A 14,817-nucleotide genomic window follows, 5' to 3' on the forward strand; every position below is an offset into this window, starting at 1 on the left:
TGGATATCACCGCACCGCGAGTTTCTTTTTAATTTTGGGCACCACCCACAAGGGGACAACCATGCGTATCAAGCTTTTCGCAGGCGTGGCCTTTGCCGCGCTCGTTCTTCCGTCTGCGGCATATGCTCAGTCGACCGGCTCGGTCGATTTCGAGGAAGATAACGAGATCGTCGTCACCGGTTCGAATGTCGACACCAGCGGCGTCGGCGGCATCGTGGCACCCGACACCTCGAAGGCGAAGGCGGTCCTGACACAGGACTTCATTTCCCGCGCCGCGCCGGGCCAGACGATCAACGACACGATCAACGTGATCCCGGGCGTCAGCTTCCAGAATAACGATCCCTATGGCTCGTCGGGCGGCACGCTCAACATCCGCGGCTTCGACTCGACCCGCATCAGCCAGACCTTCGATGGCGTTCCGCTGAACGACTCGGGTGGCTATGCGATCTATTCGAACCAGCAGCTCGATCCCGAACTGATCGATCAGGTCAATGTGAACCTGGGCACCACCGACGTTGACAGCCCGACCGCCTCGGCAACCGGGTCGACCGTCAATTATCGTACTCGCCTCCCGGGTCAGGACTTCGGCGTCAAGCTGGTCGGTTCGGTCGGCGACTTCAACATGATGCGCATCTTCGGCATGGTCGACACCGGCGAGTTCACCAGCTTCGGCACGCGCGCTTTCGTTTCGGCCAGCATGGCGCGCAACGATTCGCCGTTCAATCGTGCGGCAGTCGTCGACAAGCAGCAGTATAATGCGCGCATCTATCAGCCGCTCGGTTCGAACGGCGACTTCCTCTCGCTGGCGGGCCACTACAACGAGAACCGCAACAACTTCCAGGGTTCGGTGCCGCTGCGTACCGACATCGGTCGCGTCGTGGGTCCGAACAGCAGCAACCGATTCCCGATCACGAAGGACGAGCGCGAATACACGGTTGCGCCGTGCCTCACCACTCAGACAGCGCGTCCGGGAGTTGCGGACACCGCCAATACCTGCGGCTCGATCTTTGACGAGCGCTTCAATCCGTCCAACACCGGCAACATTCGCGGTGCGTCTCGCTTCACCCTGTCGGACGGCCTCGTCCTCACGGTCGACCCGAGCTACCAGTATGTGAAGGCCAATGGCGGCGGCACGGTCGTCGGCCAGGAAATCCGCCGCGACGTCAATCCGACGGGCGGCGCGGCAAACTGCCTGACCAACCCGACCGGCGCCGGCATCAGCTGCCAGACCGGCTATATCGGCGGCACGCCCTATTTCGGTCGCGACCTCAACGGCGACGGCGATCTGCTCGACACGATCCGTCTGGTCGCGCCGAGCCAGACCAATACCCACCGTATTACCGTGATCACGTCGCTGCGTTACGACCTGAACGCGAACAACACGGTTCGTCTGGCCTATACCTATGACCGTGCTCGCCACCGTCAGACCGGAGAAACCGGCTTCCTGGCGCCCAATGGCAAGCCGCTCGACGTGTTCCCGATCAACGATCCGGTCGTCGATGTGAACGGTCGCCCGCTCCAGAAGCGCGACCGTCTGTCCTATGCAATCCTGCATCAGATCTCGGGCGAATATCGTGGCGAGTTCGTCGAGGGCCGCCTGGTGGTCAACGCGGGCGTCCGCGCCCCGTTCTTCAAGCGCAACCTTAACAACTATTGCGCCACGTCGAGCGCCGCTGGCTTCGTTGAGTGCTTCGGGGACGACTCGACCGCGCTGAATGCCTATCTGACCAACGCGGCTCAGCAGAACGTTCCGGGTCTGCCCGCCTTCTCGATCCAGGGCCCGCAGCAGCGCGTGTTCAACTACAGCCGCGTCCTGCCCAACGTTGGCTTCACCTTCGAGATCGTTCCGTCGGTGTCGGTGTTCGCCAACTATTCGAAGGGTCTGCAGGTGCCGGGCACGGACAATCTGTACAACTCCTTCTACTTCCCGACGACTGCCGCTCAGGCACAGCCGGCTCCGGAAACCAGCGACAACTTTGATCTGGGCCTGCGCTATCGTTCGCGCTCGATCCAGGCGCAGCTTTCAGGCTGGTACACCGACTATCAGAACCGCCTGGCCTCGGCCTATGACGCGGAACTGGACCGGACATTGTACCGTAACCTCGGCGCCGTGAAGAAGTACGGGTTCGATGGCAGCATTGCCGTTCAGCCGATCCCGCAGCTCAGCCTCTACGCCTTCGGATCGTATCTGAAGTCGGAAATCCAGGAAGACGTGGCGATCTTCACCACGTCGGTCGCCGGCACCCTCGGCCCGGCCGGCACGGTGATTTACGCGCCGACGGCCGGGAAGCGTGAAGCCGGCGCGCCGGTATGGAACTTCGGCGGTGGCGCGAACGTGACGCTCGGTCCGGTCGAACTCGGCGTCCGCGCCAAGCGGACCGGTCCGCGCTACGTGTACGACACCAACGAGCCGGTTCGCGCGATCGTGACCACCCCGGCCAATGGTAACATTCCGGCCCGTACCGACGTCGTGCAGGTCTACGGCGCGAAGACCCCGGCCTATACGCTGGTCGACCTCGACGCCCGCATCGGTCTGGAATGGGCTGGCCTGAACAAGAACACCTATTTCCAGCTCAACGTGCTGAACGTGTTCGACGAGCTGTGGGTCGGCGGCTTCAGCGGCAACCTCAACCAGGGCCCGACGTACAGCCCGGCCGGTGCAGTGACCGCCTATGGCAATGCGCCGAACTCGCAGATCGGCTATCCGCGCACGTTCATGGGTTCGTTCATCATCGGCTTCTAAGCCGATCCGAACCCCTGAACCAACGAAGCCGCCGCCCTGGAAACGGGGCGGCGGTTTTCGTTTGCGCCGCCCGTCAGGCCCCCTCGGCCGCCTTCGCATAGAGGCTGTTCAGCGGCCGCGCGAACACCCGCCGGACCATCGGCTCGAAGAAGCCCAGCGGCTCGCTGTCATAATCGGGATCGAACGCCGCCTGGTCGTACTTGCCGCAGAACTCAGCACAGGCATCGAAATGCGGATGTCCGCGAAACGCCTCGCGCGCGTCGCGGTCCATCCCCAGATAGTGGAAGAAATAATAGCCCTGGAAGGCGCCGTGATGCTGCGCGATCCAGTTGATCTCGTCGCTGACGAACGGCTTCAGGATCGCCGCCGCAATCTCGGGGTGGTTATAGCTGCCCAAAGTGTCGCCGATATCGTGGAGCAGCGCCATCACCACATAGGGCTCGTCGCGCCCGTCGCGGTGGGCGCGCGTCGCGGTCTGCAGCGAGTGCTGCATCCGGTCGATCGGGAACCCGCCGAAATCCCCGTCCAGCAGCGTAAGATGCGCCAGCACCCGGTCCGCCAGCCCGGCGGCAAATCCGCGGAACTGGCCGCCGATGATCGCCCAGTCGGCCGCCGTCCCCTGTTCCATCGCGCGGAACGTCGCGCGCTCGCCGCCGTTGTCCATTGGAACCTCTCCCATGTTTCCGGCCAAGCTACCCCTCTTTGCCCCATCCTGTCAGCGGTGTTAGAGACGCGCCGTGCTCCAACCACTGGACTCCAAGCTTCGCCTGTCCGCCGCCCTCGCCCGGCCGGTGGTGTTCACGCGCCCGTTCTTCGAGGACAAGAGCCGCGCCTTCTGGATGCTCCAGGCGGTCGGCTGGGGCGGCTATCTCGTGCTGCGCACCGTCTCGTCGGTGTCGAACGCGCTGACGGTCGAGGGGGTGATCCAGCCGATCATCGAATCGATCGTCGGCTATTGCATCACCCTGCTGCTTTCGACGCTGTACGGCCTGTATCGCCGCTTCCCGCCGATCAGCGGGATCCTGCTGACGCTGGCGACCCTGCTGCTCGCCACCCTGCTCTATGCGGTGCTCAACGCGTTCAGTTTCAGTTTCATCCGCATGGCCGAACCGGGGATCAGCGTGGCGCTGGTCTTCGCCTCGATGTTCCTGAACTTCACCGTCCTTGCGGGCTGGTCGGCGCTCTATTTCGGGATCAACTTCTACCTGATCGTCGAACAGCAGGCGGACCAGATGCATGCGCTCGAGCATCAGGCCTCCTCGGCCCAACTCGCAATGCTGCGCTATCAGCTCAATCCCCATTTCCTGTTCAACACGCTCAACTCGATCTCGACTTTGGTCCTGCTCAAGCAGACCGAACGCGCCAACATCATGCTGTCGCGCCTCGCCTCGTTCCTGCGCTACACGCTGGCGAACGAGCCGACCGCGCATGTCACCCTGGCGCAGGAGGTCGAGACGCTGAAACTGTATCTCGAGATCGAGAAGATGCGCTTCGACGAGCGGCTGCGCACCCATTTCGAGATCGACCCGCGCGTCGCCAAGGCGCGGCTGCCGTCGCTGCTGCTCCAGCCATTGGTCGAAAACGCGATCAAATATGCGGTGACGCCGCAGGAGGAGGGCGCCGACATCACCCTCTCCGCTCGGCTCGCCGGAGAACGAGTGCAGATCAGCGTATCGGACACCGGCCCGGGATTGATCGAGAATAAGTCCAGGCCGACCCTTTCAACCGGCGTGGGGCTCGCCAATATCAAGGAGCGTCTGGCTCAGGCTTACGGGCCCGACCAGCGTTTCGAGGCGCGATCGAACCCGGGGCATGGGTTCAGCGTTGAGATCGAAATCCCGTTCCAGATCGAGGAACCGAACCGAGAGGCCGCATGACGATCCGTACCATTCTCGTCGACGACGAGTCCCTGGCCATCCAGGGTCTCGAGCTCCGACTCCAGGAGCACGAAGACGTCGAGATCATCGACAAATGTTCCAATGGCCGCGAGGCCATCCGTGCCATCAAGACCCACAAGCCCGACCTCGTCTTTCTCGACATCCAGATGCCCGGCTTCGACGGCTTCTCGGTGGTCCAGGGCCTGATGGAGGTCGAACCGCCCCTCTTCGTGTTCGTGACCGCCTATTCCGACCACGCCATCCGCGCGTTCGAGGCGCAGGCGATGGACTATCTGATGAAGCCGGTCGAACCCGCCCGGCTCGCCGACACGCTCGACCGCGTGCGCCAGCGCCTCAATGAAAAGCGCGGTGCGGAGGAAGTCGAGAAGCTCAAGGAAGTGCTCGCCGAAGTCGCCCCCGACGCGGTCGACGAAATGGCGTCGGACGGAGCCGACCAGCACGCCTCGAACCGCTTCGAGAAGCTCATCAACATCAAGGATCGCGGCCAGATCTTCCGCGTCGATGTCGACACGATCGAGCGGATCGACGCCGCCGGCGATTACATGTGCATCTATACCGGCGACAATACGCTGATCCTGCGCGAGACGATGAAGGACCTCGAAAAGCGCCTCGATCCGCGCCGCTTCCAGCGCGTCCATCGCTCGACCATCGTCAATCTCGACCTGGTCAAGCAGGTGAAGCCGCACACCAATGGCGAATGCTTTCTCGTGCTCGATTCGGGCGCGCAGGTGAAGGTCAGCCGTTCGTACCGCGACGTGGTGGCGCGCTTCGTCCACTGATCGGCGAGGGCGGGCGTGCCCCCGGGGCCGCCCGCTCCCTCCGCCCCTCGATTTCGACACCGCTTTGCAAGCAGTTACCCGCGCCGGCGCTTGCCGTTCCACGGACGTTCCGATACAGGAACATTGACGGAACAAAGGGGTGGGTCATGTCCAGCAAGTTCAGCCGTTTCGCCGCGCTTCACGTGCCGGGCGATCCGGTCATCCTGTTCAACGTCTGGGACGCAGGCACGGCTCGCATCGCCGCCCGTTCGGGCGCGAAGGCGATCGCGACGGGCAGCGCCTCGGTCGCCGCCGCGCATGGCTATGACGATGCGGAGGCCCTGCCGATCGCGCTTGCGCTGGCCAATGCCGAGCGGGTGGCGAAGGCGACCGACCTGCCTGTCTCGATCGATTTCGAGGGCGGCTATTCGCCCGATCCCGACCTCGCCGCCGCCCATGCCGGCCGTCTTGCGGCAACCGGCGCGATCGGCTGCAATTTCGAGGATCAGGTGATCGGCAGTGCCGCCCCCCGCCGGATGCATGCGGTCGACGACCAGGTCGCGCGCATCGCCGCGATCCGCTGGGAAGTCGGCCCCAATTTCTTCATCAATGCGCGCACCGACCATTTCCTGATCGCCCCGCGCGAGGCGCATGACCGCGCCCTTGCCGACGCCGCAATCGAACGCTGCCACGCCTATGCCGAGGCAGGCGCCAACGGCTTCTTCGTCCCCGGCCTGGCCGACCTGCACCTGCTCGAACGCATCTGCAAGGCAGCCCCGCTGCCGGTCAACTTCATGGCCTTTCCCGGCTGCCCCGACGCGAGGTCCGTCGCCAATACCGGCATCGCCCGCATCAGCCACGGCCCCTTCCCCCAGATGACCGCGATGAAGGCGTTCGAGGACGCGGCACGGGCGGTGCTTGCGGGGTGAGGCCTTAGTTAGGGTTGTGGGGAGTTGGGGTGCGTCGAAATCCGAGAGCAACCCACCCCCCAGCCCCTCCCTTCCAGGGAGGGGAGCTCGTTCGGCGTGCCTCCCTGTCTGTTCCCCTCCCTGGAAGGGAGGGGTTAGGGGTGGGTCGGGCCGAAGAACAGAGCAACGACTTGCCCATCACCACCCACTCGCTCCCTCAAGGCACCAAATCCGCCCGCATCACCGTGATCCGCGCAACCCCACCCCCGCCGATCCGATACTCGACATGCACCGCATAGCCGCCCCGCGCGAACCGGTCCCACGCACCGCTGCGGCCGAAAATCGGATTGTCGATCTCCTCGCCCCGCTTCGACGGCGCTCCGAACGCGGCCACCACCTCGCCACGATCCCATGACGCCGGCAGGTCGCCCAATCCCTGCGCAAACACATCCCCGGCACCGCACCCAATGAAGATCGTACCCACCCGATCCTCCGCATCCGCACTGACATCGACCCCCTGGGCCGCGCAGGCATAGTCGATCACCGCCTCATCCAGATCGTCGTCGACCGTCCGGACGAACGACCATCCATTGAACGGCGGATCGGCCAGCAGGGCGGCCGCCGGGCCGCCCAGATACCGGGCAAGCGTCTCGGTCGAGATCATCGGTACGCGCTCCTCATCAACCGGCCCTATGCCGACTGCTCGATCGTCCGGATCGCAGGCCCGTCCGCCTCGACGAACACATAGAGCTGCGCATCGTCATGCCGCAGATCGGCCAGGTCGATCTGTCCGACGAAGACCATCGGCTCGCCATTCTCGAACGGCCACACCGCATCCTGCAGCCATTTCGGCCGCTTCTTGAGGCAGCGAAAGTCCGCCGCGATCCGCTCCCGTGCCATCTTCAGCCGCTCGGCACGCGACGCGCCCGGCGCAAACGCCTTGATCAGCCGGTCGATATACTCGTCCGGCAGGACAACCCATGCCGGCGAAGCGTCCAGCACGATCCCGAAATTCTCGCCCGCGGCCGCGTCGATCCGGTGCTCGATGCCCAGTGTCGTCAGATATCCGGACATCGCATCGCGAATGTTCAGATCCGCCCCGGCCGATGCCGGATCCTGGTCCATCAGGTAGAGGAACAGATTGCCGGCGTCGCTATAAGGCGGGACCGACACCGCCTGCTCCAGATATTCCTGCAGCGCCAGGTCATGCAGGACATCGTCATGGAATCGCTGCAGCGGAATCTCTCCGCCGACATAGGCGATGATCTTCTCGACCGGCGTCATATCGCTCTCAGAGTTCGCCCAGCAGGAACCGGGTCGCCGCCGCGCCTGTCTCGGGATCGCGCCCCGCCAGCACGACCCGCCGCACCTCGTCGCGCGTCTCGTCCGCGATCTCGAAATTATCGTCGAACAGGTTGCCGTCCCGTTCGACGACGAAATATCTCAGCCACGCCGCCAGCATCGTCAGCAACTCCGGCAGGTCCGCGGCGATCCGGTGATGCGTCCAGTGCCCCTGCCCGTGCCGCGCATAATCGATGCCGCCATCGCGCGCGACACTGACTGGATTGCCCGCCGAGTCGCCGATCGCATGGCGGTCCTCGCCCCAATCGGGCGACGGCTCCCCGGTGACGGCGTCATGGCGATAGCCCGCCTGATGCCGCGCCAGCTCCGCCAGCGGGTAGAGATACAGATCCTCGACCGTCCAGGGCAGTTCCGCCCCGCCCGGATAACCGCTGGCCGCGATCGCCCCGGCCAGTTCATTGCCGAATACCGCCCGGAGCAACGCAAGGTCGATGTCCGCATTCTCAAGGTCAACGGGAACATCCGCCGCTGTCGAGGCGGCCATAAACGCATTCAGAGCAGCACGATAGGTCATGGCCTCTCCAACAGCAATTTCGCGCCGACGCTTCGAATCAACGATGCCCCACTGTCTCGGTTGCAACGGGCATTTCGCGCATCAGGCGTCGGGTGCGCCGTCGACCCCGTCATAGCGCGCGAGAAATGCCGCCGCGAGCTCGGGTGAATTGATCCGCACCGCAGATGCGTTCTCGATCTCGTCGGTGTCGTCGCTGTCGGTCACCGTGACGAAGGCGGTCACATCCGCGAGCCGCTCGCCGAACGTATCCTTCGCGTCGATCAGAGCCTGCGTCATCGCCTCGATCAGTCCGTTGAAATGGACCTCGAAGCCGCCCGGGGGATCGTCGAGCGCGTCCCACAAATCCTTCTCGATCTGATCGAAACATTCGGTATCGATCATCTCTTGGCGCCACTCGGCTGAATCCCAACGCAGATACGCATCGTAGCTGGCCGTCAGCTCACGCGCCGCCTCCGCCTCGGCCCGTTTTTCGAGATAGGCTTCCTCGGTATTGGCGCACAGGCCGATGCTCATCGCGCCATCGTCGGTCTGCAGACAGATCGCATACAGCCGCTCGCCATCCAGTGACGCCAGCAGTTGGTCTACCGCAAGCCGTGTCGCGGCACTGATCGCCTCAGGGTCAGAGTGACTCATAGTGATCGTCCCACTCGAAGCATCAGGGAACCACGTCTGGCCGCATCAATGTGACCCTGTCGATACCCCTTTCACCAACCTTGTACCTGATATGGATGACATAGCCGTCCTTGCTGAACCGATCCCACGGACCGCTGACGCCCAGAACCGGATGATCAAGTCCCTCCCCGCTTTTGGAAGGTTCACCGAATAGTTCCATGACCTGATCGCGGGTTAATCCGAACGGCAAGTCACTCAGTCCAGGGTCGAATGTTTTACTGGTCTCGTTGTAAACAAAAATCCTCGAGACGACGTCATCCTCATCGGCAGCGATATCTATTCCGCCATCATCAGACACGTAATCGATAATAATCTCAGGAAGATCCTCCTCAACGGATCTAATGAAGTCGAAGGTGCTGAACGGTGGATTGGACAGGATTTTGGATGCTGGGCCACCCAGGTACGCCGACAGATCTACGGTCGATATTATCATCGATTTAGAACGCCGCCGCCCCCGGCACTGGCGAACGGGCTGACGCCCATCTCGCCAGCATCCATCTTGAGACAGATCGCAGGCCGCTCGCCATCAGCGATGCCGGCAGGTCGTTCACCGCGAGCCCTGTGGCGAGCTCGTGCCATTCGGACTTCATTGCGCCACGCCCTCAACCATCGCCGGCTTTCACATTGCCTCGAACGTCACGGCACCATGTCTGGACGCATCAACGTCACCTTCGAGATCCCGCCCCCGCCGACCTTGTACTCGACGTGCAGGACGTAGTTGCCCTTATCGAAACGGTCCCAGGCACCAGACACGCCGAAAATCGGGTTGTCGATTTCCTTGCCGCTTTTAGACGGCTCGCCAAAAGCCCCGATAACATCGTCGCGATTCGATGCGAATGGCATATCGATTAAGCCTGGCGCGAACTTCTTATTGTCCTCGTTGAAGATGAATATTGTCGCCACGAGGTCGCGCCCGTCGGCGGCAACGTCGATACCGCCATCGTCGGACATGTAGTCGATCACGATTTCGGGGAGATCATCCTCCACCGATTTTTCGAATGCGAACTGATTGAAAGGGGGCTGGGACAGCATCTCCGATGCGGGTGCATCAAGATATTTCGACAGTTCGACGGTGGAGAGTGTCATCTGTTCTTCAAAGCCTCGTCAAATATTTGTTTATCGCGCGCTGCCGCGCCCTTCAGATCGGCCGCATCCTCGGCGATGCGCGTGGGGGTGTTTCGTCCACCATAGGTCGGACTCGTCTGCTGGTGAATCTTTCGAGGTGACGCCACCGCGGGCGTGTTGGCCTTCAGTGTCGCCCGTTCTGGGCCGGTCAGCTTTCTTCCGAGCTCGGCTTCGCGCGCAGCTACTTGGGCGGCAAAGGACGGCTGATGGTCCATATCCATCGGCTCGGTTTCACCGGCTGCCCGCTTCTGCGCCTTCAACTCCCCATAAGTGCCGCGTTGCCCCGGCTTGACGGGTTCCACCGTTCCGCAGGGAGCAAGACCGCTCGCGTCGATCCAACGCAACGGATCTTCGACATAGCCATGGGTTCTGAGCCCGCCGTCCAGTCCGATCGGGTCGGGCGACAGATACTGCCCCGTCTCGGGATCGTAGTAGCGGTTGAGATTGTAATGAAGCCCAGTTTCATCATCTTCCCATTGTCCGGGAAACCGCAGCGCACACCGATCCGCATCAACTTCGCCTCTCGCGTCCGATCCGCGCTCGCTCAGCAAGGCTCGAGCAGTCTTCGTACGGCCCCAAAGCTGCTGTTCTGCACGCCAGCGACAATCGCCCTCCGCACTGAACAATGCCTGAGGACTGCCGACCTGATCTGCCAGAATAGGCAGCAGGTCCGCCGCGGCAACGTCGGGTGCCCCGTCAGCGCCGACCGGAATCACCTCTTTGGCAAGCGGCCGGACGCCGTCCGCCTCATAGTGCCAGCGCTCGACCCGGCCGCGGACGACGGGCTCGGCGCCGGCACCGGCGCCACCATCCCCATCACGATGCCACGACTCGGCGAGGATACCCAATTGCCAGACATAATCGACGCGGCGCCCTGATCCGCCGTTGACCATCGCTTTCGCCACGCGCCGTCCGAAAGCATCATAGGTGTAGTGCCAATGCGCGCCATCGGGTGTCTCGACGTCCGCCAGTCGATCGAACCCGTTCCAGCGATAGCGCCATCTCCGCGGGCGGAAGCCATCCTGATTGAGAACCCGTTCGATCATGCGCCCGCGTGAATCGTAGCGGAAACGATTTGGCCCCGCCTCGACGACGCAGTCATTCCAATAACGATGGTCGCCCGCCAGCCCCTCGGCCAGGTTCATCAGGGCATCGTAACGATAGGTCTCGCGCGCACCGGGACGTTCGACGGACACCGCCTGATCGCGCTGGTCATACTGATACAGCGTTTCACCGCGGGTCCCGATGGCGCCGCCTTCGACCATTTTGCTCAGGCGCCCGACCTGATCCCAGTGATAATGTCGCGTCAGGGCGTCAGGCAGCGGCCGCTCTGCCGCGAACGCCTCGACTGCGCCGGCACGCTGCTCCGTGATCCGGCCGGCAGGATCATAGCTCTGCCGCAACTGGAAGGCAGTCGGCGTACCGATCGCGGCGAGCTCGCGCAGGGTCTCGAACCCGGCCGCATCATGCGTGAAACGCAAGCTATGTCCGTTGCTCTCGTACCGGGTCAGCAAGCCGGCCTCGTCGAAAGCCAGCGCAGTCTCTCCACTTGGGCTGGAGCGCCCGATGCAGCGGCCAGCCGCGTCATAGCGATAGGAAACCGCCATGCCATTCTGCGTTTCGCTGACGATGCGACCCTTGTCGTCATAGCTCAGCTCGACATCGGCGATCTGCGTCGGCACGCCTGCCGCCAATAGCCAGCTTGTCGCGCCAGTGAGCCGGTCTTGCTCGTCATAGCGATAGGTGATCGCATCATCACCGGCGATGACGCGAACGATACGATCGCGCGCATCCCATTCGAACCGCTGCTCAGCCCCGTCGGGCATGCGCTTGACCGCGACGCGACCCAAAACATCTCGGTCGTAGCGCGTCTCGCGTCCCGCCCAGTCCAGTTGCGCGAGCAGGCGACCGGCCGGATCGTGACGAAATGTCCATTGCTGACCGGCCGCGTTGGTCACCGTGTCGAGACGCCCCGCCAGATCGTAGCCGAACTGGGTGCTCGCTCCGAGCGGGTCGACTACCTGACGAAGCGTATCGAATGCACCGTGGAGGAAGCGGGTCGTCTGCCCATCGCCGCGAATCCGTTCGGTCAGCAAACCTTCACTGTCATAGGCGAAGCGAAGCTCGCCGAGCGGGGTACGCGAGTGGCTCAACGCACCCCGCGGGTTCGCCGCACCGCGCTCGTACGCCCAATCGCCCGACCGACCGACGGAATCCCTCAGAGACACGATCCGCCCCATCCGGTCCCACTGAAGCCAGGTGATCCGGCCGCGTGGTTCATGTTGCGTCACCGGTCGCCCAGCGAGGTCGACCTCCCAGCGCGTTTCGCCCCCGCCGACGATCGTCTCGCGGACCAGGGCGCCACGATCGTCATAATCTGCCGTGCCGGAATTGCCGCGCGACGAAGTCCAGGCGACGATGTTCCCACGATCGTCGCGGGTCCATGTTGCCGTCCCCTCCACCGCGCTGGACGCGACCAGCGCGCCCCAGCGATCATAGGACCAGCTCGCGCGCCGCCCGGCCCAGTCGATCTCGCCGATCAGCCGCCCATCGCCATCATAGGCATAGCGCGTCTCGCGCCCGGCCGGATCGATTCGGCGCTGTAGCCGCTCCAGGGAGTCCCATTCGCTGATCGTGACAGCGCCAAGCGGATCCACCTTCTCGGTGACCATCCCGTCCTGGTTGTAGGTGAAGCTATACACCGCACCGGTCGCGTCGATGTAGCGCGATCGCCGCTCCTCGGGATAATAGAGGAAACGGTCGTTGAACATCCCGTCGCCGGTTTCTGTCCCGACGACGCGGCCGGCTGGATCATAGGCAATCGAGACCTGCGTCAGCCCGCTGTCGCGCCAACCACTCAGCCAGCCCTCGCGCGTGTAGCGATAATGGAATTCGCCGGTGAACGCGCCGATCACGTCGATCAGGTGGCCGTTCGCGTCATAGGCGTAGCGCACGAGCGGTTCGGCCTCGCCGTCCATCCGCAACGTGGTCAACAGGCCCTGCGCGTTCGTCTCGACGCGGAAGACCGTTCCATCGGAGTGGCGGATAGCGATCAACCGGCCGCGGCCGTCGCGCTGGAACTCGATCCGGTTGCCGTTGCGGTCCTCATATCCCGCCATTTCCAGCCGGGTCGGCTCAGCGACGGGCGCGAACAGGACAAATTGCTGGGTCCGGCTGTCGAACAGGCGCATCCGGTCGCGCGTGCCGGTCAGGTGATAATAGGGCGCCTTGAGGTGTCGGGCATCGATCCGAGGCGCGTCCCCGATCGCAAACAGCAGCCGCTGGCCCTCGGCATCCTCAAGCAGGACGGTGCCTGCTTCCGCATCCAGAGTCAGCCGCTGCGACCAGCTGCAGATCCAGCGTGGTCCCAACAGCCCCTCGACCTGCATCTTTCCGGGATAGGCGCGCGCCAGCCGGAGCCGGATCAGGCCGGGATAGTCGAAATCGGTGCGGTAATCCGCAAAATCCCCGGTAACGATATCCACCGGTTCGCCGACCAGGTTGCGAAGCCGCCCCTCGACAACGCCGCCCTGACGGACGGCCGATCGCATGCCGATCACCTCTGCCGCAGACAGCAACAGCTGCTCGGCAACCGAGAATTCGGCATCCGGCGTGCCGTAAAGCCCCGTCGTCTCATCCCCCAGGACGGTCTCGCACCCTTCCTGGATGACCGCGTCGCAGGACAGCTTGTGCCCGATCCGCGCCATCGGCAGGCCGTTGATCAGGATGGTCTCGCTGCCCTCGATGATCTGCGAGGGCGGCGAGCCGGGATGCTTGGTGCAGGCGGCGGTATCGGTGACGCGCGCGGCCGGCTGTCCCTCGAACAGGACGTTGGGCGATCCGCTGCTGATCGGGCCCGACAGCGTCGCGGTCTTGGCACCAGCCCCAGCGATCGCGCTGGTGACGAAGCCGCCGACCGCACCCGCGCCGAACGCAACCGCCGCGCCGACCAGCGGGGCGGCCATGCCTGCGGTGCCGATGATCGCCGCCGCACTGACCGCGACGATCGCACCGACGACGATGCCCGCCACGATACCGGCAAGCAGCCCGGCAAACGCATTGCTGTGCGCGATCTGGTGCTTCAGCCGTGCGGCATTCTTGCCCGGCCCGGCCAGCCGCTTCGCCCCGAATTGCTGCGCGACCCAGAAGGCGCCTTCGTCGGCATGGACCTTCTCCGCCACCCAGGCGCCGGCCATCGCGCCTGCCAGCGGTGCCGCGATCCGGCCGGCAAAGCATTTGAGCGCGGTCAGTCCGCCGGTCGAGGCTGCGGTATAGGCACCCCCGGCGACGATGCCGGCCGACGCAACATGCCCGCCCGTCGCAATGGCGGACACGGTGCCCGCATTGCTGTTCGCCGCGGTCCGCTCTCGCAGATCGCGAAGCTTTTCCTCGGCGCTGGGCTCGGGCTGGGTCACTCGGCGAAGGTGAAGGACATGATCGCGGAGATCAGTGCCTTGCGGGTCTCTTCATCGGGGCCGCCGGGGATCGAGCCGGTGAAGGTCAGCACGCGGTTCTGCTCGTGCAGCACCATCGCCATGATCTGATGCACCGGCTTGCCGTCGGTGCGCCAGCTCATCTCCATCAGCTGCGCCTCGCGCCCGCCGATCGAACCGGCGGTGTCGGAGATCATCTCGAAATCGGCAAGCTGTGCGCCGAAATTCTGGCGCTGCTGGACGACATAGTCCTGAAAGGTCATGCCGAGCGGCAGGCGGTCGCGCGAAATGACCAGGTTCGATCCCTGGACCTGCGACTCCTGCGGTAGCAGCACGTTGATGCTCTGATCGTGCCAGGCCGAGTTCAACGAAAGCGTGCCTTCAGCGATTCGATACACGATCCT

At 63.9% G+C, this 14,817-nt stretch carries 13 protein-coding genes; 4 read left to right on the forward strand and 9 right to left on the reverse strand.

Features of this window, described 5'->3' with window-relative positions; genetic code table 11:
* Positions 1 to 61 precede the first annotated feature (61 nt).
* Positions 62 to 2,743 carry a TonB-dependent receptor gene (locus ACZ1H8_RS05400; protein ID WP_465180332.1) on the forward strand — a complete coding sequence of 894 codons (2,682 nt, stop codon included), beginning with the start codon at positions 62 to 64 and terminating at the stop codon, positions 2,741 to 2,743.
* Between the two features lie 73 nt (positions 2,744 to 2,816).
* On the opposite strand, the gene ACZ1H8_RS05405 is transcribed toward ACZ1H8_RS05400, so the two are convergent.
* A complete protein-coding gene (locus ACZ1H8_RS05405) occupies positions 2,817 to 3,407 on the reverse strand; it encodes an HD domain-containing protein (RefSeq protein ID WP_465180333.1) in 591 nt (196 codons plus the stop codon).
* Between the two features lie 175 nt (positions 3,408 to 3,582).
* On the opposite strand from ACZ1H8_RS05405, the gene ACZ1H8_RS05410 reads away from it, so the two are divergent.
* From ACZ1H8_RS05410 to ACZ1H8_RS05420, 3 genes are all read left to right on the forward strand, one after another.
* Entirely contained in the window at positions 3,583 to 4,620 is a 1,038-nt protein-coding gene (locus ACZ1H8_RS05410; RefSeq protein ID WP_110150777.1) for a sensor histidine kinase, read from the forward strand.
* Positions 4,617 to 5,420 carry a LytR/AlgR family response regulator transcription factor gene (locus ACZ1H8_RS05415; RefSeq protein ID WP_465180334.1) on the forward strand — a complete coding sequence of 268 codons (804 nt, stop codon included), beginning with the start codon at positions 4,617 to 4,619 and terminating at the stop codon, positions 5,418 to 5,420. The genes ACZ1H8_RS05410 and ACZ1H8_RS05415 overlap by 4 nt, the downstream gene beginning before the upstream one ends.
* A 146-nt stretch (positions 5,421 to 5,566) precedes the next feature.
* Entirely contained in the window at positions 5,567 to 6,328 is a 762-nt protein-coding gene (locus ACZ1H8_RS05420) for an isocitrate lyase/PEP mutase family protein (protein ID WP_465180335.1), read from the forward strand.
* A gap of 196 nt (positions 6,329 to 6,524) precedes the next feature.
* On the opposite strand, the gene ACZ1H8_RS05425 is transcribed toward ACZ1H8_RS05420, so the two are convergent.
* From ACZ1H8_RS05425 to ACZ1H8_RS05460, 8 genes are all read right to left on the reverse strand, one after another.
* Entirely contained in the window at positions 6,525 to 6,971 is a 447-nt protein-coding gene (locus ACZ1H8_RS05425; protein ID WP_465180336.1) for a hypothetical protein, read from the reverse strand.
* 26 nt (positions 6,972 to 6,997) lie between these two features.
* The gene (locus ACZ1H8_RS05430) at positions 6,998 to 7,591 is read right to left on the reverse strand and encodes a hypothetical protein (RefSeq protein ID WP_465180337.1); all 594 of its coding nucleotides are present in this window, start codon (positions 7,589 to 7,591) and stop codon (positions 6,998 to 7,000) included.
* A 7-nt stretch (positions 7,592 to 7,598) separates the two neighbouring features.
* Positions 7,599 to 8,183: a hypothetical protein gene (locus ACZ1H8_RS05435; protein WP_465180338.1), complete on the reverse strand. Its 585-nt coding sequence runs from the start codon at positions 8,181 to 8,183 to the stop codon at positions 7,599 to 7,601.
* Between the two features lie 81 nt (positions 8,184 to 8,264).
* Positions 8,265 to 8,816 (reverse strand): DUF4303 domain-containing protein, encoded by a 552-nt coding sequence (locus tag ACZ1H8_RS05440; protein WP_465180339.1) that lies wholly within the window; start codon positions 8,814 to 8,816, stop codon positions 8,265 to 8,267.
* 22 nt (positions 8,817 to 8,838) lie between these two features.
* Positions 8,839 to 9,288, reverse strand: coding sequence for a hypothetical protein (locus ACZ1H8_RS05445; protein ID WP_465180340.1), 450 nt, complete (start codon positions 9,286 to 9,288; stop codon positions 8,839 to 8,841).
* A gap of 203 nt (positions 9,289 to 9,491) precedes the next feature.
* Positions 9,492 to 9,941, reverse strand: coding sequence for a hypothetical protein (locus ACZ1H8_RS05450; RefSeq protein ID WP_465180341.1), 450 nt, complete (start codon positions 9,939 to 9,941; stop codon positions 9,492 to 9,494).
* Entirely contained in the window at positions 9,938 to 14,395 is a 4,458-nt protein-coding gene (locus ACZ1H8_RS05455; RefSeq protein ID WP_465180342.1) for an RHS repeat-associated core domain-containing protein, read from the reverse strand. The genes ACZ1H8_RS05450 and ACZ1H8_RS05455 overlap by 4 nt, the downstream gene beginning before the upstream one ends.
* Positions 14,392 to 14,811 (reverse strand): DcrB-related protein, encoded by a 420-nt coding sequence (locus ACZ1H8_RS05460; protein WP_465180343.1) that lies wholly within the window; start codon positions 14,809 to 14,811, stop codon positions 14,392 to 14,394. Before ACZ1H8_RS05460 ends, ACZ1H8_RS05455 begins: the two co-directional genes overlap by 4 nt.
* Positions 14,812 to 14,817 lie beyond the last annotated feature (6 nt).

Source organism: Sphingomonas sp. BL-S-25, assembly GCF_055521555.1.

Coding starts and splice junctions, on each gene's coding strand:
- ACZ1H8_RS05445 (WP_465180340.1), bottom strand. CDS start 9,288: ATGATAATATCGACCGTAGATCTGTCGGCGTACCTGGGTGGCCCAGCA.
- ACZ1H8_RS05430 (WP_465180337.1), bottom strand. CDS start 7,591: ATGACGCCGGTCGAGAAGATCATCGCCTATGTCGGCGGAGAGATTCCG.
- ACZ1H8_RS05410 (WP_110150777.1), top strand. CDS start 3,583: ATGCTCCAGGCGGTCGGCTGGGGCGGCTATCTCGTGCTGCGCACCGTC.
- ACZ1H8_RS05450 (WP_465180341.1), bottom strand. CDS start 9,941: ATGACACTCTCCACCGTCGAACTGTCGAAATATCTTGATGCACCCGCA.
- ACZ1H8_RS05425 (WP_465180336.1), bottom strand. CDS start 6,971: ATGATCTCGACCGAGACGCTTGCCCGGTATCTGGGCGGCCCGGCGGCC.
- ACZ1H8_RS05405 (WP_465180333.1), bottom strand. CDS start 3,407: ATGGACAACGGCGGCGAGCGCGCGACGTTCCGCGCGATGGAACAGGGG.
- ACZ1H8_RS05415 (WP_465180334.1), top strand. CDS start 4,617: ATGACGATCCGTACCATTCTCGTCGACGACGAGTCCCTGGCCATCCAG.
- ACZ1H8_RS05435 (WP_465180338.1), bottom strand. CDS start 8,183: ATGACCTATCGTGCTGCTCTGAATGCGTTTATGGCCGCCTCGACAGCG.
- ACZ1H8_RS05420 (WP_465180335.1), top strand. CDS start 5,567: ATGTCCAGCAAGTTCAGCCGTTTCGCCGCGCTTCACGTGCCGGGCGAT.
- ACZ1H8_RS05400 (WP_465180332.1), top strand. CDS start 62: ATGCGTATCAAGCTTTTCGCAGGCGTGGCCTTTGCCGCGCTCGTTCTT.
- ACZ1H8_RS05440 (WP_465180339.1), bottom strand. CDS start 8,816: ATGAGTCACTCTGACCCTGAGGCGATCAGTGCCGCGACACGGCTTGCG.